This is a genomic window from Chlamydia serpentis (assembly GCF_900239945.1).
GTDB lineage: Bacteria > Chlamydiota > Chlamydiia > Chlamydiales > Chlamydiaceae > Chlamydia > Chlamydia serpentis.
On record NZ_LT993738.1, the window covers coordinates 154,633 to 181,017 of the forward strand.

Below are 26,385 nucleotides of genomic sequence, written 5' to 3' on the forward strand. Positions count from 1 at the left end.
TGTAATTTTTTTAATATTTTAATTTTGGGTTTCCTCTACTCTTCTTTTAAAAGAACCTCAAGTTATTCTTCAGGTTCTTGTTTGTTTATTGCAATCTTCCCTTTTGCTATTTATAGTTGGCTTATACAAATATCAGGCTAATAATGGAGAGTTGGCTCTATGGAAAGCGAACAGGATATAGAAGCCCAGTTTTTAGGTGACTACAAGATTCTTTGTCGCAAAGGACAAAGCTTATGGAGCGAAGATCTTCTAGCAGAACATCGATTTATAAAAAAACGTTATTTTATTCGTCTTCTTCTTCCTGATCTAGGATCTTCCCAAACATTTATGGAAGCCTTTCGAGATGTTGTTATTAAGCTTGCCAAACTAAACCAACCAGGGATTCTTACTATAGAGAATGTTTCCGAAGCTTCGGGACGATATTTTCTAGTCACTCAAGGACAAGATGTTCCTATGCTTTCTCTAACCCAATATTTGAAAAGTCTTTCGCGTCAACTTAGAGAAATAGAAATTGTAGACCTTATAAGCCAACTCGCAACTCTTTTAGACTATGCGCATTCAGAAGGATTGTACCAAGAAGAATGGAACCTTGATAGCATACATATCCGTATTTCTGAAGGGGTCCCTATAGTAGTTCTTCCTGATTTAGGATTTATTTCGTTGTTAAAAGAGCGTATTTTGCAATCCCTTTTTACAGATCATAAAAATGGAGAAGCCAGGATAAAAGAAAGGATATTACTTCACCCTACAGAAGGAAAACATGGAGATACATATGCTTTTGGTGCTATAACGTATTACTTACTTTTTGGTTTTCTTCCTCAAGGCATTTTTCCTATGCCTTCTAAAACTTACTCTCAATATGTCTATGACTGGGATTTTTTACTTCTTTCTTCTCTAAGTTACTTTGAGGAGAATAGAGCAAAAGAACTTCTACCTTTGATAAGAAAAAAATCTTCAGGGGAACAGCTACAGAATGTTGTTTCTAATTGCCTTGAGACGTCTTTAAGAGAAATAGCAGAACCTTTGGACATGCCTGAAAAACTTCCTGAACTTATTCTTAAAGAAAGCGAATTTCAGATAACTCAACAAAAAAAAGAATGTGTAGAACATTTAGAGTTTGTTTTAGTGGAAGCATGTTCCATAGATAAAGCTATGGATACCGCGATAGAACCAGTGGGAAGTTCAGGAATAGAAGAGGTGGGATATTCTCAAGCTTTACAGTCGTTATTAGTCAGAGAGCCAGTAGTTAGTCGTTATATAGAAGCAGAGAAAGAAGAACCTAAGCCTCAACCTATACTTACAGAAATGGTTTTAATAGAAGGAGGAGAATTTTCTCGAGGGAGCGTAGAAGGTCAACGTGACGAGCTTCCTGTTCATAAAGTGATTTTAAACAGTTTTTTTTTAGATATTCATCCTGTAACAAATGAACAGTTCATTCGTTATCTAGAGTCTTGTGGTAGTGAACAAGATAGACACTATAATGAACTAATTCGATTACGAGATTCACGTATACAACGTCGCTCAGGAAAACTTATTATAGAGCCTGGTTATGTGAAGCATCCCGTAGTAGGAGTTACTTGGTATGGCGCATCAGGATATGCGGAATGGGTAGGAAAACGCCTTCCTACAGAAGCTGAGTGGGAGATTGCTGCATCTGGAGGTTTGGCTTCACTGCGTTACCCTTGTGGTGAAGAAATAGAAAAAAGCAGAGCAAACTTTTTTACTGCGGATACGACGGCTGTAATGAGTTATCCTCCGAATCCTTATGGTTTATATGATATGGCAGGGAATGTTTATGAGTGGTGTCAAGATTGGTATGGGTATGATTTTTATGAAATTTCTTCCCAAGAGCCACAAAGTCCTCAAGGTCCTGCTCAGGGAGTTTATCGTGTATTGCGAGGGGGATGTTGGAAAAGTTTAAAAGATGATCTTCGTTGTGCTCATCGTCATCGTAACAATCCTGGAGCAGTAAATAGTACCTATGGTTTTCGGTGTGCTAGAAATATCCATTAAGAGAGATTCATGACTCAAGAGAGTGCTCGAGAACATTATCTAACTTTATGTAATGAAATAGAAGACCACGATTATTCTTATTATGTCCTGCATCGTCCTAGAATCTCTGATTATGAATATGATATGAAGATACGCAAGCTTCTCCAGATCGAGGAAAGTCATCCCGAATGGAAAGTATTATGGTCTCCTTCAAATCGTCTTGGAGATCGCCCTTCCGGACATTTTTCTTTAGTTCACCATAAAGAACCCATGCTCTCGATAGCTAATAGCTATTCTTTGGAAGAATTAAGGGAATTTTTCTCTAAAATAGAGAAATTTTTAGGAAAGAGCCCCTCATACACTATAGAACTTAAGATCGATGGGATTGCTGTAGCAATACGTTATGAAGATCATATTTTGACTCAAGCGCTTACTCGAGGAAATGGTAAGCAGGGTGAAGATATTACAGCAAATATTCGTACTATACGCTCTTTGCCTTTGAAGCTTCCTAAAGATGCTCCGCAATTTCTTGAAGTGCGTGGGGAGGTCTTTTTCTCTTATTCTACATTTCAAACTATCAATGATAAACAACAGGACCTTAAAAAAAGTGTTTTTGCTAATCCAAGGAATGCTGCAGGAGGAACCCTAAAACTACTTTCGCCTCAAGAAGTAGCAAAACGTAAGTTAGAAATTTCTATTTATAATGTGATTGCTTCAGAGAATAGTGATTCCCATTATCAAAATCTTCAAAACTGTATCGAATGGGGATTGCCGGTTTCTGGTCGACCAAGACTATGTTCTAATCCAGAAGAAGTTATCTCAGTTTTACAGAACATAGAAACTGAACGTAGTTTTTTGCCTATGGAAATCGATGGGGCCGTTATAAAAGTTGACAGTTTAGAGAGTCAAAAGCTTCTTGGAGTAACAGGAAAGCATTATCGGTGGGCAATAGCTTACAAGTATGCTCCAGAAGAAGCTGAAACAATTCTTGAGGACATCATTGTGCAAGTAGGGAGAACAGGGGTTCTTACTCCTGTTGCTAAACTTACGCCAGTATTGTTATCAGGATCGTTAATATCTAGGGCTTCTCTATACAATGAGGACGAGATTCATAGAAAAGACATCCGTATTGGTGATACTGTTTGTATTGCTAAGGGGGGAGAGGTCATTCCGAAAGTTATTAGGGTTTGTAAAGAAAAACGTTCCAAGTGTTCCCAAGTTTGGAATATGCCAGAATGGTGTCCTGTATGCCACAGTCAGGTAGTGAGAGAAGAGGATAAGGTCTCAGTTCGTTGTATAAATCCTAAATGTATGGCGGGAGCGATTGAGAAGATTCGCTTTTTTGTTAGCCGAAGCGCTTTAAACATAGAGCATTTAGGTATCAAGGTCATAACAAAGCTTTTTGAGCTAGGTATAATTCATACACGTGTAGATCTTTTTCTGCTTACTGCTGAAGATTTAATGCAAGTCCCGGGGATTCGTGAACGTTCAGCAAAAAAGATTCTAGAAAGTATAACTCAGGCTAGAAATGTCGATCTTGACCGTTTTCTTGTTGCTTTAGGGATTCCTTATATAGGAGTAGGTGTTGCTACAGTACTTGCGCGACATTTTGAAACGTTGGAACGATTGATTTCAGCAGATGTAGAAGAGCTGCTTTCTCTTGAGGGTATTGGTGAAAAGGTTGCCCACGCTATTCTTAATTATTTTTCAGATGCTAATCATTTGAATGAAATTAGAAAAATGCAGGATTTAGGGGTGCGAATTTTTCATTATCATAAACCGGGGTCCGAGTGTTCTGGGAAGGTTTTTGTAATTACAGGGACTTTATTAGGGATATCTCGGTCGGATGCAGAAGCTGCAATTCGCAGTTGTGGAGGAAGGACAGCCTCTTCAGTCTCAAAACAGACTGATTATTTAGTTGTCGGTACCAATCCTGGATCTAAATTGAAAAAAGCTAAAGATTTGGGAGTCTGTATGCTAGATCAAGACGCCTTTACAAATCTTGTTGATTTAAAATAATTTGTTTTTAAAGAATTCTTTATTTAAATTTTTTATTAATATATTCAGTTCTTTTTTATTAAATTCGATTTAAAATTATTTATTATAAATTCTTGTTCGTTTATAATTACTCCCTATTTCATAAGTTCTTTTATTCTTTAGGAGTAAACGTGGCCTCTTCTTCAACTAATCCATCTCAGCACAATTCTGGTTCATCATTGAATTCCCACTCTGTATTGAATTCACCTTCGGAAGGCGTTCCTTTAACTGAAGAAGCTAAAAGTTCCCGCGGCTGGCTAGCTAACCGTAGGCATTTTCTTGAAGTTCTAGATGCTAGTATAGAACGTATAGAGAATACGGAGCTGAGTAAATACTCGCGCTATAAAGTTATTATTATTATTGCTACGTTAATTACCATCGCTCTATCTTGCATAGTTCCCTTATGCATGATGTTCGGGCTACCTATGTGGGTACCCTGTCTTATTTTATTTGGGTTTGGGCTTTCGTCTGTATTAATCTCTAGACGTCTTCAAACCAAGTGTAAGGATATCCAGTTAAGATACCGTGCTTTCCAACTATATCGCCAGCAGTTGCTTAGTCAGTACCCTGATTTAAGAACGTCTACTCTTCATAAGTATAATATTACTGGAACAAAACCGGAGAAAGGCTTCTTGTCTAGACTACAAGAAAGCCTCCGTCCTGATTTACATGAGACAAAGGAGGACGGAGGTGTTTCTTTGGACTCCAGATTGGATTTAGCTGGATCTGGATTACAGCATTATCAGACAGACGCTTTACTCGGAATCTCTGGAGTGAATAGTCCAGAATGGAAGCGCATCTATAGTCAGGTCTTCAGTATTAAGGAGGGAATCTTAAAAGATACAGAGGGAAATCAATCGATTCGGGAAATTCAGAAGTCTGCTTTAGCAACGAATGGAGAGAACATAGGTAAGGTACCTTCTGGAGGTATTTTAGGTTTTGCTAGAGAAATCTTGGCGGTTTGTGGTTATGGTATAAATGTCGGCATCGAGGCAAAAAAATCTATAGATCAGTATATAAAGTGCTTTCTCAACAGCCCAACATTTATGAGTTGGAATGCGCAGTTATCTGATCGTGTAAAGAGCTACTTATTAAATCATCAGCAACAGCTCGATTATGCTTGTAAGATTTTTCAAGATCTTTCTGCATTGACAGCGGCTTACAGCGCCGCTCAATCTCTCGAGAATTTAAATATCTTAATTGGGTGTTATAAACAATTAACTCAATCCCAGGTTTTAGATCAAAATAACATCACATTGATACATGAGCAGCATCTCAAACTTGCACTGCGAGATGGTTGTGATTCAAAATTATTGAACCAGTGGTCTGGTGTACACCAGAAGTTCTCAGCTGCTATTCAGGAGAAACAAGACAAGGCAATAGAAGATGCAGATTTGTTGCTGGTGCTAGATGGTCTTAGAGAACAATTAGAAAAAAGTAGAAAAGAGATCCTTGGTAAATGTAATAACAGCACAGAATGCGTTAGCAGAGCCGAGCAAAAACTTGTAAGCTACTTGGTAGGCATTGGGGATAACGACTCACTAATTAATAACTTCCATAAAGCAATATCTCTTGGAAAATCTGTTGAAAATAGTGTGAAGTCAACAATTTTACAACACCCTGAAAGAAGAATCATCGGACTTCGAAATGCTATAGGGCAAATGCAAGGGGTATTGAATCGAGATGATTGGGGAGCAGTCTCAGGAAAGAAAAATACCGATATCCTTCAGACGAAAGACATTTTGCAGAATCAGTTGCAAGCACTTAAAGATGTATTAAATAGGTGGGAAAAAAGTTATCAGGCGTTTAAGGAAAATAAGCTTACAGGGGTTTTACTGCACGATTTTGCAAGCTCTCATTCTCATTTTCTACGTCTTGTAGATTCATTAAAAGGTGAAGATACTTCAGACGAACATCTCTTATCGACTATTAATAGAATTTCATCAAATTTAAAGTCGATGCAAGCTGAGGTTGAAGAAAAGAACATTGGAATGAATCCTGAAGACATTGCCCAGTTAGCTATCGAATACCAGAACCTAATCAACGAACTCTCTCCAATATTTGAAGCGGTTAATGAGATTCGACAACAAATCTATAATGAGGGTGTCTCAGAGGGATCTATGTTATTGCGTTCTCTAGTGAATAAAGAGGATGCTTTATCTAAAAAAACAGAGGAAAAAAGGAAAGAACTAGTAGCGAGCGCAAAACAAGCACGTATAGATGCTCGGGAGACTGAGAATCAAGGAATAGCTCCTTTAATTCAGAAAAATCAAGAGCACCTACTTAGCATCCTTTCTGATATGGAGTCATTTAACTCGATTTTGCAAAAAGATATCCGGAGTTTCGATACTGAAACGTTAGTTCGATTTTCTTCTAGGATGTTTAGCTCTATGCAGAGTCTTGATCGGAATACCTATACTGATTTGCTTGAAATATTGGAAATGCAAAGTAACTCTGCTGCTCCTATTCAGATTCCTGAATCTTCCGGAGAAATTTCTCCAGAAGTACGTATTGGGCTTGCCAACCATATCTCTATAATTCAGAAAAAGCAGAGCCATTTTTTAGAAAAGCGTTGTGATGACTTAGATAAAATGCTTGGTACATTACAAAAATCTATAGATAAATGGGGGTTAGCTAAGGGAATCATTAGTGGAATTCTAGGGTTAATACTTTGCATTCTCGGCGCTCTCTTTCTTGCACAACAAGCATTATGGTTGGTCATCCTTGTTTGCATAGGCTTACTGTGTGTTCAAATGTGTCCTTTATTCTTTGATCATATATTTCAGAAAAAGATGTTTGAAAAAAAGGTTTTAGAAACAGCAAAGTCGTTGCTTCCTGCAACTAAAATTCTTCCTTCAGAATTCGATAATAAAGATCTCAATCGCCTAGCTAAACTTCAGGAAAATTTAAGCCTTGAGGGTTTTAATCAGTCGTGGGCACGTAGTGTCATTCATGATTTAGAGAATATTCAACCTAAAGAAAAGAATTTAAAGGATATTACTAAAGAATTTCGTAAGGATGCTAAAAATTTAGATAAACGGATAAAGAGGCGTTTTAAGGGTGAATTAGAAGGAGAGCAACGTGTACTTGGGATTCCCCAGAGGGAAACTTTATCTCAATCTTTCTTAACGTTGAACAATGAACTAAAGCGACTTGAAAAGGAGAAGCAAAACGTTAATATAGAACAGGATGCTTTAGTTAAAGAGCGCATAGGCTTAGTCCTAGAGAAGACCAAATATGATAACGAACGGACTCATGCGCAGAGTCTGGCTAATAAGGTTTCAAAGTTAAAGAGTGAAGAAGTATTAAAGGAAGATTTTGAGTCTAAATTATTTATCCAAAACTTGCTTAGAGATCTTATTCAACAAAAATTATCTCAATTAGGAACGCAAGATATAGATATAGCTAAAGAAGCTAAGGAATTACACGCGTTGGCAACAGTGATCTATAGTCATACAAGTGAAAGGGCAGAGAAACATAAAGCGAAAAAAAAGTTTAAAGAAAGTGTTTTACGCATAGCGAATTCTGGTAGCTTAGAAGTTCTAGAGAATTATTTGAATATTTCATCTTCTCAAGGACTCTGTAACATGGAGATGCAGTCTACATTTTCAGATAAAATTTTGATAAAACCAGATCGTGCAAAACAAGGACAAGTAGATAGGAAAAATGCTTCTAGAGAAGAAATGCTGAAGACTCTGGGGCTAGATTATTTGGAACCTTTTGTTAGATTTGTATCGCCTGAGACTAGTCTGTCCGGATACAATCAAATTGTTAAAGCTTATCAGTTGCTTGTAGATATTAGTAATAGACTAGAGAGACAACAATCTGTTAGTCCAGAAGATTATGCTGCTGCGAAAGCTGCTTTGTCCGCTTATGTGCGTAAGCATGAATCTTTAATAGGATTGACGTATGGATTGCACGCTCAAGAACCAGGAACGAACTCTACAGTCACAACAATGATGCGAGAACTATATGCTGCTCGACAGATAGTTGAGACAAGTTTAACCTTATCTCAGGTTAATCGAAATGATCAGATTCTTCATCTTATAAACTCTGTTTTGGATAAGTCTAGTGTTGATAAAGAATCTTCCGTAGGTAGTATTATGGATATATTGCAGGCCTGCGTTGAGCATCTAAAAAGTAACCAGGCAGCGACCGAAGATGTAAGATATCATAAGTATTTACAAAAACTTCTTAAGTTTCCTGTTAGCGGATTATATGTGGCATTTAGACATGCTAAAAATCGTTGTTTACTTAGTGTCACAGAATTAAATAACCTTAAAGAAACTAAAATAGCTCAGGCTGAAGCAGAAGGTTATATTCAGGAAAAAAGCAAAGTATTTCATCCTTATTGGGAAACGGCTCAGGCACGACTCGCAGAAATTGATGACAAGTTAAAGGTATTACATAGTAAAGAAACGGGATTCGAAAGAGAAATTAAGCTGTTAAATTTACAAATCTCTCTTTTAGGAATTTCTATCCAGTTGAATAGCCTATTGAATAGTGAAACATGGCTAGAAAATCAGAATTGGTTATTGAATTTAGAAATTCGCGTTCAACAAGTTTCTTATAGATACGATCGTTTAATAGATCAAAAAACTTGGTTGGAAGATAAGTCCGACTTTTTGAATTTACAATCTCTTACTAAAGAACTTTCTCTCCAACTAGGTGCTTTGGAGGATAAAAAGGAGTGGTTAGAGAATCAAAGTCAACTTTTGGATTTAGAAATACGTTCTAATCTAGTTTCTGATGAATTAGATACCCTAGAAAACAGGGGGGGTGCAGTGGAAACAGAGTTGCGAACTAAGATTGAAGAAGTTCTTGGCCAAATAAATGCCTCCAAGAAAGATTTAAGAATGGAGTTAGGTCTTCTCAGCACACAAATTTCTAATTTTATTCAAAATAACTTAGGGTAAACTCCTTTTAAAAGAAAGTGGTTGTCAAAGTATATCCTGAAAGATTCAAAAAGAGATATGCAGGCAGAGTTTATTTTTATCCTCATGATATTAGAAAAAGGCAAGCATTGAAGGGGCTAATACACAACTATAATCTTGAGTTGAGAAGTTCATACTTCTAAAAGGAATATTATTACCCTAGGCTCTTGACAATGTACAGTTCTAAATATAGGAAGAATAATTGAAAAAAGAAAGTCTCAAGAGAGGAAAGGATTGTCTGATTGTAGGCAATGAGTCTCATACCTAAAATTTTTGCATTGGTTTATTTAAACTCCTTTTTTTCCTGTTATAAAATAAAAATAAACAATGCCTGAGAAAGATTAGGAGCTATTTTATGCTAGTTCTAAGTGATTGAGATATTAGTTCTACGTTAGAGAGGAAGAGAAATTTTGCTATACGGTCTTCTCACTAGCAAAGATTCTTAGGAGATAAGAAATGAGTTCGTGTAGTTTGAAAGTATGTGTTCTATAGCCAATATAGCGATCTGGACGAATGATAAATAAAGAGTTTGGATTAGCATGATAGAGCTTGAGGATTCGAGGTTCTTTAATATTACTAACCTCTATCCACTCACCATACTCTTCTTGGAGAGCTTGTTTTAGATCGGGAATATCTTTAAAAAAGATAAGAAGATGTTTACTGCTTTTTAAAGGGTCTAAGAGAAAAGATCCACTTTCTAGACGCGCATCTATAGCTCGCATTCCTGGCCCAGGACCGCTGATTTCTTTGTCTTGAGGAGACATTTTAATAATATCGCTCGAACGATATTTTAACGCTTTGTAGGGAGGATAGTAGTATTCTTCTCCTGTAGTATTAAACTTCCGACATCCTTTTAAAAAATAGTACATCAAAGCAGGTGTATAGAGCCGGGAAAAGGGTAGCTTTTTGGCTCGTTTTTCCGTATTAGGGCTAACATAAGGAAGAATATTCCCATCCTCCTGTTCTTTTGTGATTACCAAATGTTTCAGTGCAGCCTTTTTTAATACAGGAAGCAATTTCCAAGCGAGGTTAAAGGCGGCGTGAATATTCGTATTAATACCGTTAAGATACGAGAGAAGGAGATTGTTTGATAGGCTCCCTAGGAATAATAAATTTCCATAATCAGATGGAAAAGTTAGATGGCTAGTTTTAAGATAAAAATTTTCTTCAGAAATGACTAGATTATAAGTATATAATAGTTTTTGCTTGAGCTTCGTCGAGATAGAATGAGTTCCTTGAGGAAGACAGAGCTGTTTGGTTCTTTCCTGGGGATTATAAAAAACAAAGTTTAAGAAGTTATTAGTAATAGGAAGGAGATGGATGTGATCCTCTTCAAAGGGTTCACCTTCATCACAATTGATAAAAAGAACTTCTCGATTGATCTTCCGGGCTCTGAGATGATTTTTAACAAGATCCTTGATATCTAAGTTGTTATCGGCTTCACAAGCAATAATCCATTTTGGATTATAGATTTCACGATTTTCGAAATTCTGGCTTACCTTTGTGCTTTCAATAAAGATATTGTTATCAACTAAAGTGACTGGACGTGTTGCCCAGTCTATGATTCCCCCGCGCTTTAGAAATTCGTTAATAAGATGTTTTTCTAAATTTTCATAAGTTGTGGATAGCGAAAAAGGAACTGGAGAGTCTGTAGCTTGACTGAACTTAAATAGGAGCGTTCTTTTTTTCCAGTGATAGCGAGCTCCAAAAATCTTATGATTTTCTTGGACAAAACGACCTAGCATTTCTCCGTTATGAAGAAGCTCTAAAGAAGAACAAGACAAAATTATAGGAAGCTTACCACAATCCAAGAAACTGGAATCGTCAGGAGAGTTTCTATTATCGATAACTTTTACTGAGATCCCATATTGTATTAGCATATTTGCTAAAATAAGACCTGTAGGGTTAGCGCCTATGATTAAGACGTCTGCCATAAATGCCCTCGGAGTGCAAGGAGAGGTTTTGATAATATTATAAAATAACAACTAAGAGGAATCAAGAAACGAATTTTGAGAACTATAAATAGAATGTATTCCTTACTACTTTAAAAAAGCCAAGCTTTCATAGTCTTTCTTTAAAGTGATTCACAATTTCATCCAAAATCGTACCTAAATCAGGAGCAGTTGCTAGGTTATGTCCTGTATTATTATAAGTACTAAAAACCATTCTTCCAGGAGCTGTATTTTTAAATAACATTTGTTGAGTAGAGGAAACTAAACTATCGTTAGAGCCTTGCTGGTGGAGAATATAAGTTTTTTTAGGTAGGGAATTTGCTATAACATGATCTTGAATGCGTATCAAGAGTTCAGCATCTCCAGGGCGAAGAATTAGAGGAGGAGCACCAAAACCAAAATCTTGACCAAGAGAAACAATATCCTCTTCTCCGTGTTTAGTAAAATTCTCGTAAAGCTCTTTTAATAAGATAGCACCATCTGCAATGGGAGCCCATAAACTTAAGGCCTTAATATTTAATTCGCTTGGATTATAGATTTTAGCAAGTTCGAACGCTATATGACAACCTAAAGAAAAACCTGCAACTCCTAGTCGATAGGCATTAAGATCCGGGTGTTCCTTTACAGTTTCAAGAATTGTGTAAGCATCACGCAAATAGTTGGCAATTGAAATATCTTGAGCAAATTCTTCGCTATCGCCACAACCAGCCATGTCAACACGTAAAGTAGCAATACCAGCAGCTGCTAACTTCCGTCCTAATTGTCGATAAGATCCCGTTAGGCCTCCGAATTTTGTCCCTCGAAAGCCATGAAACACGATAACAATAGGAAATCCTGATTCTGGAGTGGGAGTATTAGGAAGATGTAATACACCAAGAAGGTTATAGTCACTACAGGGTATTGTAATTGCGAAACAGACTTCTTGCTTTGGATGAACTTGCGTACTTATTTGAGCAAGCTCTTCTGGGATTTGAGGAAATCCTGGAATTTGTATTGGAGCTGCTGAAGTCTTTAGAATTATTGAAAAAAGGAAAGCAGCTAAAAAAATAGCTTTATACATCTTTATTAAAAAATTTAAAAGTAGTGCCTAATAGATTAGAGGGCGTTACTTGTTTTTGTCAATATTAGGAAGGATATAAATGAAAAATCTTTAAGACTCTTGTTTTTTCACTCTAGGAAACGTACACTAAACGTTTTTAAGTTTTAATATATACGAGAGTTTCAAGCTTCCTATGCGATACGATCCTAGCTTAATAGAAAAAAAATGGCAAAAATTTTGGAAAGAACATAAAAGCTTTCAAGCATATGAATGTAGCGATAAGGAAAAATATTATGTTTTAGACATGTTCCCTTATCCTTCAGGTGCAGGTTTACATGTAGGACATCTTATTGGCTATACAGCTACAGATATTATCGCAAGATATAAAAGGGCCCAGGGATTCTCAGTTCTCCATCCTATGGGCTGGGATAGCTTTGGCTTGCCAGCAGAACAATACGCAATTCGCACGGGAACCCATCCCAAAGTTACAACCGAAAATAATATTGCTAATTTTAAAAAGCAACTCTCTGCTATGGGATTCTCTTATGATGAGGAACGCGAGTTTGCTACAAGTGATCCTGATTATTACCGTTGGACTCAGAAACTCTTTCTTTTCCTTTATAAAAAGGGGTTAGCCTATATGGCTGATATGGCAGTGAACTATTGTCCAGAACTTGGTACTGTTTTATCCAATGAAGAGGTTGAAAATGGCTTTTCTATAGAAGGAGGATACCCTGTAGAACGCAGGATGTTACGTCAGTGGATTCTCAAGATTACAGCATATGCTGACAAGTTGCTCGATGGGCTTGATGATCTTGATTGGCCTGAAAATATCAAACAATTACAGAAAAACTGGATAGGAAAATCAGAAGGTGCCGTTGTAACATTTGGTATGGAAAAGGGAAGTTTAGAAGTCTTTACCACTAGGTTAGATACTTTATTAGGAGTGAGCTTCTTGGTGATTGCTCCAGAACACCCAGACTTGGATCTTTTAATAAGCGAAGAACAGAAGGAGGAGGTTGCCACCTATGTTGAACAGAGCTTAAGGAAAAGTGAACGAGAGCGCGTTAGCGCTGCTAAGGTAAAAACAGGAGTCTTTACAGGAAACTATGTGAAGCACCCTGTTACAGGAAAGCTTTTACCTATTTGGATCTCAGATTATGTAGTCTTAGGATATGGAACAGGAGTTGTAATGGGAGTTCCTGCTCATGACGAAAGAGATCGAGAGTTTGCTGAAATGTTTTCTCTCCCTGCGCATCAAGTGATAGATATGCACGGGGTATGCATTAATAGTAATTATGAAGGGTTTTGTTTAAATGGCTTATCTGGAGAAGAAGCTAGAGACTATGTATTAAAATACTTAGAAAAACGCGGCTTGGGAAGGGCTAAAACTATGTACAAATTGCGTGACTGGCTTTTTTCTAGACAGAGATTTTGGGGCGAGCCTATCCCTATCTTGCATTTCGAGGATGGAAGTTGTCGGCCTTTAGAAGATGATGAGTTACCCCTTCTCCCTCCAGATATTAACGACTATCGTCCTGAGGGATTCGGTCAAAGCCCATTAGCAAAGGATCAAAACTGGGTCTATATCCATGATGAAAAAACAGGAAAACGTGCACGTAGAGAGACCTATACCATGCCACAATGGGCAGGGTCTTGTTGGTATTACCTGCGTTTTTGTGATGCACACAATTCTCAGGCTCCTTGGGATCAAGAAAAAGAACAATACTGGATGCCTGTAGATCTCTATATCGGAGGGGCGGAACACGCTGTTTTGCATCTGCTCTACGCTAGATTTTGGCATCGTGTATTCTATGATGCTGGGTTTGTTTCTACACCAGAACCATTTAGGAAGCTTATTAATCAAGGGCTAGTACTTGCCCCCTCATATCGAATTCCTGGTAAAGGGTACTTGAGCTTAGATCAGATTAGAGAAGAAAATGGAGAATGGGTTTCGACTTCAGGAGAGATTGTAGAGGTTCGTCAAGAAAAAATGTCAAAGTCAAAGCTTAATGGCGTGGATCCGCAGATTCTTATCGAGGAGTATGGTGCCGATTCCTTACGTATGTATGCTATGTTCTCAGGTCCTTTAGACAAAAATAAAATCTGGTCCAACGAAGGTGTTGGAGGGTGTCGTCGTTTCTTAAATCGCTTTTATGATCTAGTTACTTCATCAAAGGTTAAGGATATAGAAGATCATGAGGGATTTGCCCTTGCTCATAGGTTAGTACACCGTATTACGGAATGTATTGAAAAAATTTCTTTAAATACTATACCGTCTTCATTTATGGAGTTTTTGAATGACTTTTCAAGGCTGCCAATTTACGCTAAAGGTGCTTTAGCCATGGCTGTGCGTGTCTTGGCTCCTATAGCTCCGCATATTAGCGAGGAACTATGGGTTGCTTTAGGGAATTCTCCAGGGATTGATCAAACAAATTGGCCTCGAGTAGAAGAACGCTATTTAGTTTCTGAAACGGTAACTCTTGTTGTTCAGGTGAATGGGAAGTTGCGAGGACGTATGCAGATTAACAAAGGAACTGCTGAAAAAGATGTTTTAGCTTTGTCTCGGGATTTAGTTGTCAAGTATTTAGAAGATGCTCAAGTAAAAAAAGAAATTTATGTTCCTAATAAATTAGTGAATTTTGTCCTATGATGCTACGAGGTATATATCGTATTTTTAAGTGCTTTTACGATGTTGTTTTAGTTTGCGCATTTGTAATTGCGCTTCCTAAGCTTCTTTATAAAATGGTAGTTTACGGTAAGTATAAAAAATCTCTGGCTACTCGTTTTGGTTTAAAAAAACCACAGGTTCCTGGAAATGGCCCTTTGGTATGGTTCCATGGAGCTTCTGTTGGAGAAGTGCGTTTGCTTTTACCTGTAGTTGAGAAGTTTTTTCAGGAATTTCCTGGTTGGCGTTGTATAGTTACCTCATGTACAGAACTTGGAGAACAGGTAGCACGACAAGTGTTTTCTCCTATGGGTGTAACAGTTTCGATATTACCTTTAGATTTTAGCGTAATTATCAAACCTTTAGTGCGTAAATTACATCCCTCTCTTGTAGTCTTTTCTGAAGGTGATTGCTGGTTGAATTTTATTGAAGAAGCAAAGCGCGTAGGAGCCACTACTTTAGTGATTAACGGTAAAATTTCTCTAGATTCTTCAAAGCGATTTAGTTTTTTAAAACGTTTAGGTAAGAATTATTTTTCCCCAGTAGACGAATTCTTGTTGCAAGACGAGGTTCAAAAGCAGCGATTTCTTTCTTTAGGGATACCTGAAAGCAAATTGCATGTTACAGGAAATATCAAGACCTATTTCAAAAAGCAAAATTCTCTTTATATGGAGCGCGAGATTTGGAGAGAGCGGCTAGGATTAACTAACGAATCAAAGTTAATCGTTTTAGGCTCGATGCATAGGAGTGATGCTGAAAAGTGGCTGCCCGCAGTACAAAAGTTAGTAAAAGAGAATGTTTCTGTTTTATGGGTGCCTAGACATATTGAAAAGACTAAAGATATTGAAGAGACTTTAAGCCGATTTCGTATTCCCTACGGTTTGTGGAGTCGTGGAGCAAATTTTTCTTATGCTCCGGTTGTGCTTGTTGATGAAATTGGCTTATTAAAGCAACTTTATGCTGCTGGTGACCTAGCTTTTGTCGGAGGTACATTCGATCCGAAAATTGGGGGACATAATTTATTGGAACCATTGCAGTGTGAGGTTCCTTTGCTCTTTGGCCCATTTATTGCATCGCAATCAGAACTTGCGCAGCGCCTACTCCTTTCTGGCGCAGGACTGTGTTTAGAAGGAACAGAACCTATATTTAATATTGTGTCTCTATTGATACACGATATCGAAGCGCGTGAAAGCTATATACAAAAAGGAAAAGCTTTTTTAAAAACAGAAGAGATAGCTTTTGATCGTACATGGAATGCATTAAAAAGCTATATTCCCTTGTATAAAAATAGTTAAGTTTGATAAAGTCGTTGTCATATCGCGGGATAGAGTAGAGGTCATCTCGTTGGGCTCATAACCCAAAGGTCGGAGGTTCGAATCCTTCTCCCGCTATTACCAATTTAATTGGCGGTATAGCTCAGGTGGTTAGAGCAGCAGAATCATAATCTGCGTGTCGTTGGTTCAAATCCGACTACCGCTATTTCCGCTAATCGTTAGCTATCTATTTTTTTAATCAAGTCTTTCTAAAAGTAAATATATTGTAGTTTAACGCTGTTTCTTGGTTAAACATATATTTTTTCATAAGTCTACTTTGGCAAAAAGTCTATGCTTTGTAAAAACTCAACCCTAGTATCATTATCCCATTCTATAGTGAAACGGGTTCCAAGAACAGCTCCCATAGAAGTTAGTCGTCCAAGAGCAAACCCTAGCTCTAGGAGCCTATCGTAGAGTAGCGCTCCAGATACTTTGTGGAATATAGAGCCCGTCTGAACAAAGTAGATCTCATGCCATATGGTTTTATAGTCTCCATATTTGTCTTTATTATATGTATAAAAAAGTAAGGGCGCACTCTTTATAGTAGGATCAGGTAGGTTGCAGCAAAAATATTGTAAGAAATGCTTTGCCAAGAGTTTCTTGCTTTCTAGACTCATCTGCTTGCTATCTTTCCCTTCAATTTTACGAATCTTATCAATAAGGGCTTTCTCTTCTGGATGACCCGTAAAGTCTAAGTCATCGTATAGATGTGTTGTAGGCCAATCAATAGATTGCAGATTCAAGTCTTTTAAGATCAGATCTATATTGATAGAGAAAGTAATTTTAGGAACTTGCTCTTTAACAACTTCAACTTTTATAATCTGATATTTTTTAGGGAAGCCGTAGAATAAAGGAGTAACGGATAGGGCAGCTGCTGTAACTAGTTGAGAATTGGCAGCAAGGATAAGCTCTTCTTTTCTAGTTATTTCTGTTGGTAGATAAAGCCATTTTCTATCAAATTTTTTGTGTAAGAGATAGCGTATGGATAGGGCAACTATCACAAGAGGGAAGAAGATGATAAAGGAAATAATCTTTAAGATCTTTACTATTGTAGAAACTTCAGTATGTTCTTCCTTGGCTAAAGTAAGGCCATTAGAATCTATAAGAACAATTCTTTCTCTAATCCCAGAGAAATCGAAATAAGAGTCTAAACTCCTCATAAGAGAGGCTTGCCAACTAGGAGAAGCGCTAGGACAAAAAGTATAAACGTTCATAAAATTATTATTTTTAATGAGTTAAACATGTATTTTAGTTTTTAGGCCGCATTAATGCAATTGTTAAAATTTATTTTTATTTATCAAGTTAGTGGAGATGGTTACTTTATAAAGAAGAATTTTTTAAGAATGACAAATATTTCAACCAAAGAACAAAAGAGCGGTTGTGTTCAAAATAAGAGAGAAATTATAGGCTGGCCCATATAAGACTAGCCTTTTTAATCGTTTTTTTTGGAGATTACTCTTGAATAAGCCCTTGATCTTTTAAAACAGACTGAAACTCATTTTCCCAGAATATCATGAAGTATCTTAGATTCACAGGATAGCCATATTGGTCTATAAGTTGTTCTGTTGGTATAGGGAGGGTTAATCCGAGTTCTAAGAGCCTATCATAGATTATAAAGCCAACTCCACAATCACTTTTTTTATAATCACGGGTTTGGCCAGGTAGAATATCGAAATACATTTTCTTCCAAAAGCTGGGTTCATGTCTTTTTTCAAAGGACGGAGATTGCCAAGACATATATGTAGCTCTACCAGAAGGATAATCTGTAAGTTCCGGGTTTATTGAGACCAGGTCCTTTGTGCTATAAACAAAAACATGTTCTAAGAGATGACGTGTTAAGAGTATTTTGCTCTCTAGACTCATCTGCTTGCTATCTTTTCCTTCAATTTTACGAATCTTATCAATTAGGGCTTTCTCTTCTGGATGACCTGTAAAGTCTATGTCATCGTATAGATGTACTGTAGGCCAATCAATAGATTGCAGATCCAAGTCTTTTAAAAGCAGTTCTATATTGATAGAGAAAGTAATTTTAGGAGCTTGTCCTTCGGGAGTTTCAACTTTTATAACCTGATATTTTTTAGGAAGTGCAAAGAATGAAGGAGAAACCTCTAGAGCAGCTTCTTTAACTAATTTAGAATTGGCAGCAAGGATAAGCTCTTCTTCTTTAGTGATTCCTTCTGGTAAATAGAAGCACTTCCTATCAAATTTTTTGTGTAAGAGATAGCGTATGGCTAGGGCAACTATCACAAGAGGGAAGAAGATGATAAAGGAAATAATTTTTAAGATCTTTACTATTGTAGAAACTTTGGTATGTTCTTCCTTCGCTAAAGTAAGCTCAGAAGGAGATGGGTAAGAAATAACTCGAGTAGTCTTGCCCCCTAAACAAAAATAAGAATCCAGTTTACTCATAACAGAGGCTGCCCAATTCGGGCAAACGCCAGGAGAAAAAGTAGATATATTCATGAAGTTATTCTTTTTAATAGTTTAAAACGCATCTATTGTATTCTATAGTTGCTATTAAAATAAATACTAAAATCGGTTTTTATATAGCTTTAGCAAAGATATGTTTAATTTATAAATAAGAATTTTAATTAAGACGAAAAGATGCGGTCTTTAACTCATGCTTGGGTACTCGATCTGCTTATGATCGCAATGTTTCTAGATTGAAGGAGAACCTGATTGGTTTTCCCAAATTAAGGTTAAAGGGCGCTGATCTATAAGCTCCTCTTGGCCAAAATATTGTAAAGGTCCAGGGAAACAATATAAATCTTCAATCAAACAAGAATCACTTTGTTTAAGTAAGTATTGAACAGCAGGAGCTTCTGGATTTACCAAATCTGTTTTAATAACGGGAGTTTTTATTCCACATCGGCTTTCTATGTGCATCATCTTATATAAAGGAGTCGCTCCGCCTTGCCACTGGTTATATGCCTCAGCAAGGTTGTTTATTGTAATCATGTATCCTGTTTTTTTTCGGACTAGGAATAATGCAGACACGATGCCCAGAGCTATTCCGTAATTACAGTCAAAATTTGAAGGGAATCCTGCTCTTGCTTCATAACCGAAAAAATGAGATACCGATTGAAACTCCATATTGGGTTCGATCTTTTTAATTTCCTTCTCTACCATTGTGGCAAGAAGTTCTTCTGTAGCGATTTTTGAAACTCTAACATTGCCGTGGGAATCTCGAGCTAGAAGGATTTGGTTACTAATCTCTTTAGGAAGAGAATAAAAAGTTTGTAAGGCTTGTCTAGAGAGTTTGGTAATGATCTTTTCAATAGTACAGTCTCCGTTAGCAAGCAGAATGTTGAGTTCGTCTATAAGTGTTCGTGTATCAAAAATATGCTCAATCAAACCTTCAGGAATTAATACTGTGCTGTAATTTTTCCCAGAGCGATATCGATGTACAAGACCTAAAGCAAGATGTTCGCTAAGCTTTTTTAAAGAGGTTTTTCTAGTTGCAATGTGCTCGCTAATTAGGACTATATTAGGGAGAGTTTGTAATCCACATTCTAAAGTAGTATAAGAAGCTTGTTGGCCCATAAGCCGAATGAAATGGTGGTACTTTTTTGTAGACAAAGCATCTTTAGCCAGGTTTCCAATCATTTCTGAGTACGTGCGGCAAGAAGTATGAAAACCTAGAGGGGTTTCAATCCAAGAGTTTTTTAGATCACCATCTATGGTTTTAGGAACTCCAATTACAGGAATCTTACAGTTTTGAGATAGAAAATATTCTGCAAGCATAGCAGTATCTGTGTTTGAATTGTTTCCTCCAATAATGAGTAATCCATCTAGTTTTAATTTCTTTACTGTATTGAGAATAATTTTTTTTTGTTCTTCAGTTTTAATTTTTTCTCTACTAGAGGACAGCATATCGAAGCCCCCCATGTTATAGTAGTCATAAATTACAGAGATGTCCAAGTCTTTATAGAGTCCACGAGTGAGTCCTAAAGGTCCTTTAACAAATCCAAACAAGCGAGTTTTAGGGTTAAAGGCTCTTAAAGCATCAAAAAGGCCAATAACAACATTGTGACCGCCAGGTGCTTGTCCTCCTGATAGCAAAACCCCGATTTTTAATGGTTTAGATGAGGTTGCTTCTTGATCATAAATAGAAACTTCTGGAATTCGACATAGATTAGGAATTTGTTCTTTTAATTCTCGGGGAGGATAGGATGAAGGATGCGATTCTTGAATATGTTTGGAACGTATTGTTTCCAATAAAAAAAGAGTCTCTGGGCGATAGCGCAGGCGCTGGATTTCAAAGTAGCTTTTGTTTAAAGAGAGAAGTTCCACAGGTTTATTCTCTAGAAATTAATTCGTTTTTTAACCACTGAGTGAGATCTGAAAGAGCAGAAGTGTCTAGAAGAGGAAAGGTATGATCCACATTAGGATAAGTAAGGATGGTAAGTTTTTTAAGTTTATTTTTAAAGGCTTGAGCAAAAAGTTTTTGGTGATTTACAGAAACCAGGCAATCTTTCTCACCTTGCATATAAAGGACGGAAAGATTTTTAGGGAAAAAAGGCTGCTCCTTAAGAATGTCTAATTTTAAGAATTGTGAATAGAAAATAGGGTTTAAAGGAACGCCAGAATAAATAATCTCACTATTTCCATGAATTGAAATAACTTCTGAAGGCTGTTTTTGTAATTCTATAGACATTAGTTCACCTGAAATTGTGGGTGCCCATAAAGCTATAGCTTTAATTTTATCAATAGAAGGCAGGGTTAGGAGAGTCAGAGTTGCTCCTAGAGAGGAACCAAAAATAGCTAGATTTTCTCGATCTAGATGAGGAAGGGAATGAGCGTATTCAATAATCTCACGAGTACTGACCTTATAATCTTCAAGAGAGAAATCTGTAAGCTGACCCTCACAATCTCCGTGACCAAGGAGATCAACTCTAAGAGCTGCTATTCCTAATTGAGTCAATGCATGAGCTAGTTTTACATGGGAGCGCTTTGAACCTATTTTGTCCGACGCTAAGCCGTGGAGAAGGACAACCGTAGGATGAGGAGGATTAACATGGAGGGGAGCATGTAAAATGCCGAAAGTTGTGAATTTATTAAGTAGAGTCAGTGAAAACATAGTGCGCCGTTCATGTTTTTTTAATACCGCGCCTGTGATCAAAGGGTGCTCCTACCTTATAGATATGCTTGATCTGCGTTAATGTAGTTTTTAAAGAAAAATTAGTCGAGAAAATTCGTTGGTATAGAATACTTCAGTTCCGGTGGTTCTATACTTACATTACTTTTATAAAAATGACTTTTACAGTAAAGGGCTAACCGAATGATACATTTAAATACGAAAGCTATTACTAATGGAATGATTAATAGGAACGATAAGATTTTTAATATGCGAATAAAATTGGATTGACGAGAGGGTTCCTTAGATAATGTATAAATGATTAGAGCTTTTCGTTTTGTAGGGATGACAATTTTGTGAAGCAGGATTACTTTGCTTATATGTCCTAAATTAAAATAACTGTCTATTCTAGCTGCTATAGATTCTAAAGTGTTAGAGGCAGGTGTCAGATCCGGATTAACTGATTTGAGATATGACTTAGCTATACAGATTTTCGAACAAAAAGGAATCATAACGACCTTTTAAAGAGTTCAAAAAGAGTAGTTTATATCAATTGCTTGTTTATAACAAGCACAGTTTTTAGTTATTCTAATTTAAGTCAAACTCTTCACTCCATCTCCTAGGAGAAAATCTAGCTTGTCATTTTAACTCCATGCGAGAGTGGTTTTTCGTATGAAGTCTCCCAATAGACGCGAATCCCGAGAATACGTTCAAAATCAGGGTTTTGTCCTCCTTGAGAAGGAATAATAGGAAATTTAACTCCTAATTTTCTCAATTGTTCTAAGATATAGAATCCTCCTCCCTGATCTTCTTCTAAAGGGCCTTTTTTGAAAAAAACTTCGAACCATATTGTAGAGTTTTGTTTGCTATAACGAGCATAGATATGAGGAACTTTAGGGAATAAAGTAACTCTACCCGATGAGGGATTATAGAATTGGTCTTGCGTAATACCATCGATAAATAGGTATTTTAACATGAAATCTAAAAGGCTACGTTTTCCTATCGAACTTATATAAGTTCCTGTCTGATCACTTTGCATTTTTTTTATGAGACGTCGATCCTCATCACTACAGAAGTCCATAGGAGAATTAAGATAGGCAGCTGGCCAATGAACGGAATCTAAGTTAATATCGTCAGCAAGTTTCTCAAGATCTAGAAAAAAATTGATTTTTCCATTTTTAATTACAATTTGACGATATTTTACTGGCACACAGAAAAAAGTTGGTTTTGTTGCTTCAAAAGCGCTTTGAACTAGTATCGGATTAGATCCAATAAAGCGTAGATTTTTTTGAGACATTGGAACTAGTGTTGTTATTTTATAAGGAGAAAAGGTGCCTGCGGGAGCACCTGGAATAGGAACTGATTGCTGTGTGCTTTGAAGGACCTTAGAGACGAGTAAACAGTTGTTATACTTAGCGTGTAGAAAATAGTGTAGGGCTAGAGCAATAGCAATAAGAGGAAAGATCAGAAAGGATAAAATTTTTAGTATTTTTATAATTAGGGAGATCTGGACTTCTTCTTCTTGTCCAATAATCTGACTAGGTTTTGGGATAGCCACAATCCTTATTCTCTTCCCTCCTAAGAACAAATAGGAGTCTATCTTTGATGCGAGCTGAAGCGGCCATGTCGCTTTTACTTCTGAAGTGATGCTATAAATTTTCATAACCGTACATATAGGGGAAAATAATCTAAATAGATTAAAGGAATAATTGCTTTTTGGAACGCAGGAAAATTATGAATAGTTTCTTGATTTAGGAACTACTAATAACTCAGTCCTAAAAAATGACGGTTCATAAAACTATGTTTGTAATTTTCTATTATTAATAGGGGATTAGTCTTTGGTCAAAATATTAGAGCTATTGTTCTTCGCTCCTTTTACTTAAAGGTATAACCATAATCTTGAAGTACAGATTGGAATCTCGACTCCCAATAGATCCGTAGGCCGCCTTCAGTACTTACACGAGCTAAGTTTGGGTTCTCTTCGAAGGGTAAGATTGTTTGTAAATCCACACCTAACTTATAGAGCTGTTTTAAGATCATAACACCTGGAGATTCTTGCAAGTTCTCTTTATCAAAAAAGATTGAAAACCAAAATGTTTTTTTTAATTGGCCATCTTTTTTAACGGTCTCAGGGAATAACGTAAGTCTAGGGCCTTGGGGATTTGTTCCGGGATTGTCTTGCTTTACACCTGTAATAAAAAGATGCTGCAACATACTTTGTAAAAGGAGTTGTTTCCCTTGATCACTAAGTTCAGGAGAGCACTCTTCTTTGATTAAACGATTGACAAGAAGACGATTAGATTTGCTTGCAACCATGTCAAGGTGAAGACAATCAGTTGACCAGGGAATCTTTGTCAGATCAATAAGACTTGATAATTTTACTATGCCTTCCTGTATACAATGAGTGATTTGTGGGACACTGCTATCTTGAGGAAGGCGTACGCGGAGATAACGCATAGTTTTTGGAAAAGCAAAAAATACAGGATTTGCAGAAATAAAGCTTTCTTCTATACATACAGGATGTTTTTCAAGTGCTTCCTCGATTAATGGGTCCCAAGCAGGAGTAGAAAATACCTCACGATTTTCAAACTTTAGATGTAAAAAATACCTTAAGGCTAAGACGATTAAAACAATAGGGAAGAAGATAAAGGAGAGAATTTTTAAAATTTTTTGTGTTGTAGATATCTTATTTGTGCTTGTTGAGCAAAATCTTAGCCCTGAGGGAGTTATAGCAATAACCTTTGTTTTTTGTCCTCCTAGGAAGAAATATGAGTCTAATTGAACCATTAGAGACTCTGACCAGGATAAATTGATAGAGGGAGAAAAGTTATATGTTTTCATCTAGGAGATATTTAAGAGTTTTTATTTAAAATTGGCAAAAAGTTTAACTCAGACTCTATTTATTTATAAATATTTTTATAAAATTCATCAGAAACTTACGCAGGCCTATAATCAGTGGCAGGAGAATGACCGTTCACTCTATACAAGATAATACGTGGCAAGTCAGTCAGGAATTAGGTAATGTAAAATTGATAAATAGTTTTTATTTTAAGAAAAACTATTGCTCTCTAAATGGGGCTAGATTGGGTTTGTTCTTAGGATAAAGCCAAAGGTAGTCCGATCTTTCTGGAAAGCAGTGCTGGGGGCTGCTGATCACTTCTACTAAAAGAATTGATCCTAAATATGTCTGAAAAGCTTGATATTTAGATTTTTAAAAAATATAAATATATGTATAATGGATGTAATATTTACATCGATTCTAAATATAGTAGGGGTTTTTAACATCTCTAGATAGGGGTTTTTAACATCTCTAGATAGGGGTTTTTAACATCTCTAGATAGGGGTTTTTATGTCAAACTCATGTACCTACACAAATTGTTCTTATAGTTGGCAAGCTTCTCTTATGAGGAGTTTAGACTCTTATTTCGATTTCTCTGGGATTAGAGAAAGAATTGTTCTTATAGATTCTAATGGCCTTACTTTAGCGAAGGAAGAACATACCGAAGTTTCTACAACAGTAAAGATCTTAAAGATTATTTCCTTTATCATCTTCTTCCCTCTTGTGATAGTTGCCCTAGCCATACGCTATCTCTTACACAAAAAATTTGATAGAAAATACATTTATTTACCAATGACAATGACTGAACATGAAGAGCGTATCCTTATTGCAAACCCTGGATTAGTTAAAGAAGCTGCCCTAACTGTAGTTCCTTTATTTTATTTTACTCCGAAGAAATATCAAGTTATAAAATTCGAAGCTCTTGAAGGACAAGCTCCTAAGGTTGCTTTCTCTATCAATACAGAGTTGCTCTTAGAAGACTTAAAAGTGGAGACGATTAATTGGCCTACACTACATCTATACGATGACTTAGACTTTGCGGGTCATCCAGAAGAGAAAACTCTAATTGATAAGATTCGTGAAATTGAAGGAAAAGATAGCAAGCAGATGAGTCTAGAAAGCAAAAGGCTCTTGGCGCTACATTTCCTAGAATGTATCTGCACCCAGCAGCCTAGTCTTGACCCAACAGAGGATGGTATTATACATAGTGTACGCTTGCCTTATACATATGATGAAAATGTATGTGGAGGGGAAAAAACCATATGGCATGAGATTTACTTTATGCAGACAGGCTCTATTCACAGAGACTCACCTGGAACAATGGTTTATGACAGACTTTTAGAGTTAGGGTTTTTTTGGGGAGATCAATGTCTTCCAGTCGCTCGTCAATATAGTGTATCCTTTAGTCAATTCCGTTTCATATTTCCTCCTAAACGAATAGATGTGTTAAAAGTAGCAGGTTTTCTTCCGAAAACCCCGACTAGGAAATAATTTTTCTTACAAGGGAGCCTTATTTAGGATGTGGAACAATAACGTAGAAGAAGTTTGTAGACCCTTAGAGGTTCCTTCAAGTTTAAGGGCGATCTATATTGATTGATTCGATAAGATCGATTATCCTTTCCAAAATTAAATATCTTAATAAACTACTTGGAATTTTAATTATGTATTTCGCTTTCAATTAAAGTAAGAGACTATTGAATGAAAAAAACTAAAATCTTAATCGTTCTTCTGACTGCTTTGCTCATCGGAACAGTTCGGTTTTTGATTATACCAAAATTCTCTACAAATCATATGATTGATTCACAATCACTAATGGAGTTGACCAAGGCTTTTAATCAGGCTGAAAATAACTCATATGAAAGCTCTATTTCTAAACTGCTTGAGGAGCTAATGATCTCTTCTTTTGTTAATCGAGAAGGGAGTGATGCGGACCAACGCCCAATTTTTGTGAATGCTCAGGCAAATTTTGAGCAGGCAATTGTATACTTACTTAAATCTAAACAAATTGTAAACTGTACATGCATCATTCATACTCCCGCTCCAGCGACGCCTCTTTGTGGGACCGGGGAGATTTCAACGGGTCTTATAGATCCTATCGTTCAGAATGATCGAGAACGATTACTTACAGTAAAAAAACGAATTAATATTATTCACGATTATCTACAAGAAGGAGGAAAACTCTTTACGGTATACCCTAAAAAAGGCCGTGAATTACGTTCCCCAGAGCAGTTAAGAATTTTAGATGATCTAGTACAAAGTTATCCTAATCAATTGCATGCAGTTGAACTTAATTGCGATATAATTCCTCAAGATTTAGTTGGGGCCACCTATTTTATTGCTTTTGCTGATTTTTCTACCTATATTTTGTCTTTAAGAAGTTGCCAGGCTATCTCTCCTACGAATGGCACATGGGCTATTTGGTTTGGTGCTAATTATGAATCTGTTATAGAAGACCGCCTTCAGGGAGTACTGTCATTTTTAAGGAATCACGGCTTTCATTATCCTTTATCCCTTTAAATACAATTTCTGTTATC

Annotated in this window: 15 protein-coding genes and 2 tRNA genes; 9 read left to right on the forward strand and 8 right to left on the reverse strand. The window is 36.6% G+C overall.

The window, feature by feature from the left end; genetic code table 11:
• The first annotated feature begins 159 nt into the window (after positions 1–159).
• The 3 genes from C834KP_RS00615 to C834KP_RS00625 all read left to right on the forward strand — a co-directional run bounded on the left by C834KP_RS00615 (position 160) and on the right by C834KP_RS00625 (position 8,945).
• Positions 160–2,013, forward strand: a complete 1,854-nt coding sequence (locus C834KP_RS00615) for an SUMF1/EgtB/PvdO family nonheme iron enzyme (protein WP_108896293.1) — start codon at positions 160–162, stop codon at positions 2,011–2,013.
• 9 nt (positions 2,014–2,022) lie between these two features.
• Positions 2,023–4,011 (forward strand): NAD-dependent DNA ligase LigA, encoded by a 1,989-nt coding sequence (gene ligA / locus C834KP_RS00620; RefSeq protein ID WP_108896294.1) that lies wholly within the window; start codon positions 2,023–2,025, stop codon positions 4,009–4,011.
• A gap of 149 nt (positions 4,012–4,160) precedes the next feature.
• Positions 4,161–8,945 (forward strand): hypothetical protein, encoded by a 4,785-nt coding sequence (locus C834KP_RS00625; RefSeq protein WP_108896295.1) that lies wholly within the window; start codon positions 4,161–4,163, stop codon positions 8,943–8,945.
• A gap of 431 nt (positions 8,946–9,376) precedes the next feature.
• Here C834KP_RS00625 and C834KP_RS00630 read toward each other — a convergent pair whose 3' ends face one another.
• Both C834KP_RS00630 and C834KP_RS00635 read right to left on the reverse strand, forming a co-directional pair.
• Entirely contained in the window at positions 9,377–10,897 is a 1,521-nt protein-coding gene (locus C834KP_RS00630; protein ID WP_108896296.1) for an FAD-dependent oxidoreductase, read from the reverse strand.
• A 127-nt stretch (positions 10,898–11,024) separates the two neighbouring features.
• The gene (locus tag C834KP_RS00635) at positions 11,025–11,975 is read right to left on the reverse strand and encodes an alpha/beta hydrolase (protein WP_108896297.1); all 951 of its coding nucleotides are present in this window, start codon (positions 11,973–11,975) and stop codon (positions 11,025–11,027) included.
• Positions 11,976–12,147: 172 nt separating this feature from the next.
• Between C834KP_RS00635 and leuS the strand changes: the two genes are divergently transcribed.
• The 4 genes from leuS (at position 12,148) to C834KP_RS00655 (ending at position 16,101) form a co-directional block, all read left to right on the forward strand.
• Positions 12,148–14,607 (forward strand): leucine--tRNA ligase, encoded by a 2,460-nt coding sequence (gene leuS / locus C834KP_RS00640; protein WP_108896298.1) that lies wholly within the window; start codon positions 12,148–12,150, stop codon positions 14,605–14,607.
• Entirely contained in the window at positions 14,604–15,917 is a 1,314-nt protein-coding gene (gene waaA / locus C834KP_RS00645; protein ID WP_108896299.1) for a lipid IV(A) 3-deoxy-D-manno-octulosonic acid transferase, read from the forward strand. The genes leuS and waaA overlap by 4 nt, the downstream gene beginning before the upstream one ends.
• Before the next feature lie 23 nt (positions 15,918–15,940).
• Positions 15,941–16,013: transfer RNA gene (locus C834KP_RS00650), tRNA-Met, on the forward strand.
• Between the two features lie 14 nt (positions 16,014–16,027).
• A tRNA-Met gene (locus tag C834KP_RS00655) sits at positions 16,028–16,101 on the forward strand.
• A gap of 106 nt (positions 16,102–16,207) precedes the next feature.
• On the opposite strand, the gene C834KP_RS00660 is transcribed toward C834KP_RS00655, so the two are convergent.
• From C834KP_RS00660 to C834KP_RS00685, 6 genes are all read right to left on the reverse strand, one after another.
• Positions 16,208–17,149 carry a DUF648 domain-containing protein gene (locus C834KP_RS00660; RefSeq protein ID WP_108896300.1) on the reverse strand — a complete coding sequence of 314 codons (942 nt, stop codon included), beginning with the start codon at positions 17,147–17,149 and terminating at the stop codon, positions 16,208–16,210.
• A gap of 238 nt (positions 17,150–17,387) precedes the next feature.
• Complete coding sequence (locus C834KP_RS00665) at positions 17,388–18,398, reverse strand: DUF648 domain-containing protein (protein WP_108896301.1); 1,011 nt, start codon at positions 18,396–18,398, stop codon at positions 17,388–17,390.
• A gap of 195 nt (positions 18,399–18,593) precedes the next feature.
• Positions 18,594–20,228 carry a diphosphate--fructose-6-phosphate 1-phosphotransferase gene (locus tag C834KP_RS00670; RefSeq protein ID WP_108896302.1) on the reverse strand — a complete coding sequence of 545 codons (1,635 nt, stop codon included), beginning with the start codon at positions 20,226–20,228 and terminating at the stop codon, positions 18,594–18,596.
• A 4-nt stretch (positions 20,229–20,232) separates the two neighbouring features.
• Positions 20,233–21,015 (reverse strand): alpha/beta hydrolase, encoded by a 783-nt coding sequence (locus C834KP_RS00675; RefSeq protein ID WP_231911690.1) that lies wholly within the window; start codon positions 21,013–21,015, stop codon positions 20,233–20,235.
• Positions 21,016–21,643: 628 nt separating this feature from the next.
• Positions 21,644–22,570 (reverse strand): DUF648 domain-containing protein, encoded by a 927-nt coding sequence (locus C834KP_RS00680; protein WP_420808678.1) that lies wholly within the window; start codon positions 22,568–22,570, stop codon positions 21,644–21,646.
• Positions 22,571–22,887: 317 nt separating this feature from the next.
• Positions 22,888–23,853, reverse strand: coding sequence for a DUF648 domain-containing protein (locus C834KP_RS00685; RefSeq protein WP_108896305.1), 966 nt, complete (start codon positions 23,851–23,853; stop codon positions 22,888–22,890).
• 508 nt (positions 23,854–24,361) lie between these two features.
• Here C834KP_RS00685 and C834KP_RS00690 point away from each other — a divergent pair.
• Positions 24,362–25,342 carry a DUF648 domain-containing protein gene (locus C834KP_RS00690; RefSeq protein WP_108896306.1) on the forward strand — a complete coding sequence of 327 codons (981 nt, stop codon included), beginning with the start codon at positions 24,362–24,364 and terminating at the stop codon, positions 25,340–25,342.
• 207 nt (positions 25,343–25,549) lie between these two features.
• Positions 25,550–26,368: a hypothetical protein gene (locus C834KP_RS05355; protein WP_231911692.1), complete on the forward strand. Its 819-nt coding sequence runs from the start codon at positions 25,550–25,552 to the stop codon at positions 26,366–26,368.
• Positions 26,369–26,385: the final 17 nt, after the last annotated feature.